1 protein-coding gene is annotated in these 247 nt (G+C 68.8%); it reads left to right on the top strand.

Annotation, left to right across the window (positions count from 1 at the left end; genetic code table 11):
• Nucleotides 1-236 (top strand): hypothetical protein (locus CVH10_RS27055; RefSeq protein WP_219925047.1); only part of this gene is annotated, 236 nt, incomplete at its 5' end.
• Nucleotides 237-247: the final 11 nt, after the last annotated feature.

Raw genomic sequence — 247 nt, 5'->3', positions numbered from 1 at the left:
CCGCAGTGGCCGCCCTGAGCCCGGGCTTGCGGGCTCTGCGAACGCTCGTCAGGCCCGAGCGCGGGTCCCCTCTCCTGGAAGGAGAGGGACAGGGTGAGGTGTGCGGATCATCCGGAAAGGTCACACACCTCACCCCAACCCTCTCCTTCCAGGAGAGGGAGCGCGTCGCGCGCAAGCAGACCGAAGCCATCACCCAGAAACCGTATCAGGCGTCGGGCGCCGCCTCGACGCGGTAGCGCAGCCAGAC

It is taken from the genome of Halomonas sp. ND22Bw, from assembly GCF_003011945.1.
GTDB lineage: Bacteria > Pseudomonadota > Gammaproteobacteria > Pseudomonadales > Halomonadaceae > Halomonas > Halomonas halophila.
The sequence above is the reverse complement of the archived record's forward strand: the minus strand, read 5'-3'. Positions and strand labels throughout refer to the sequence as shown.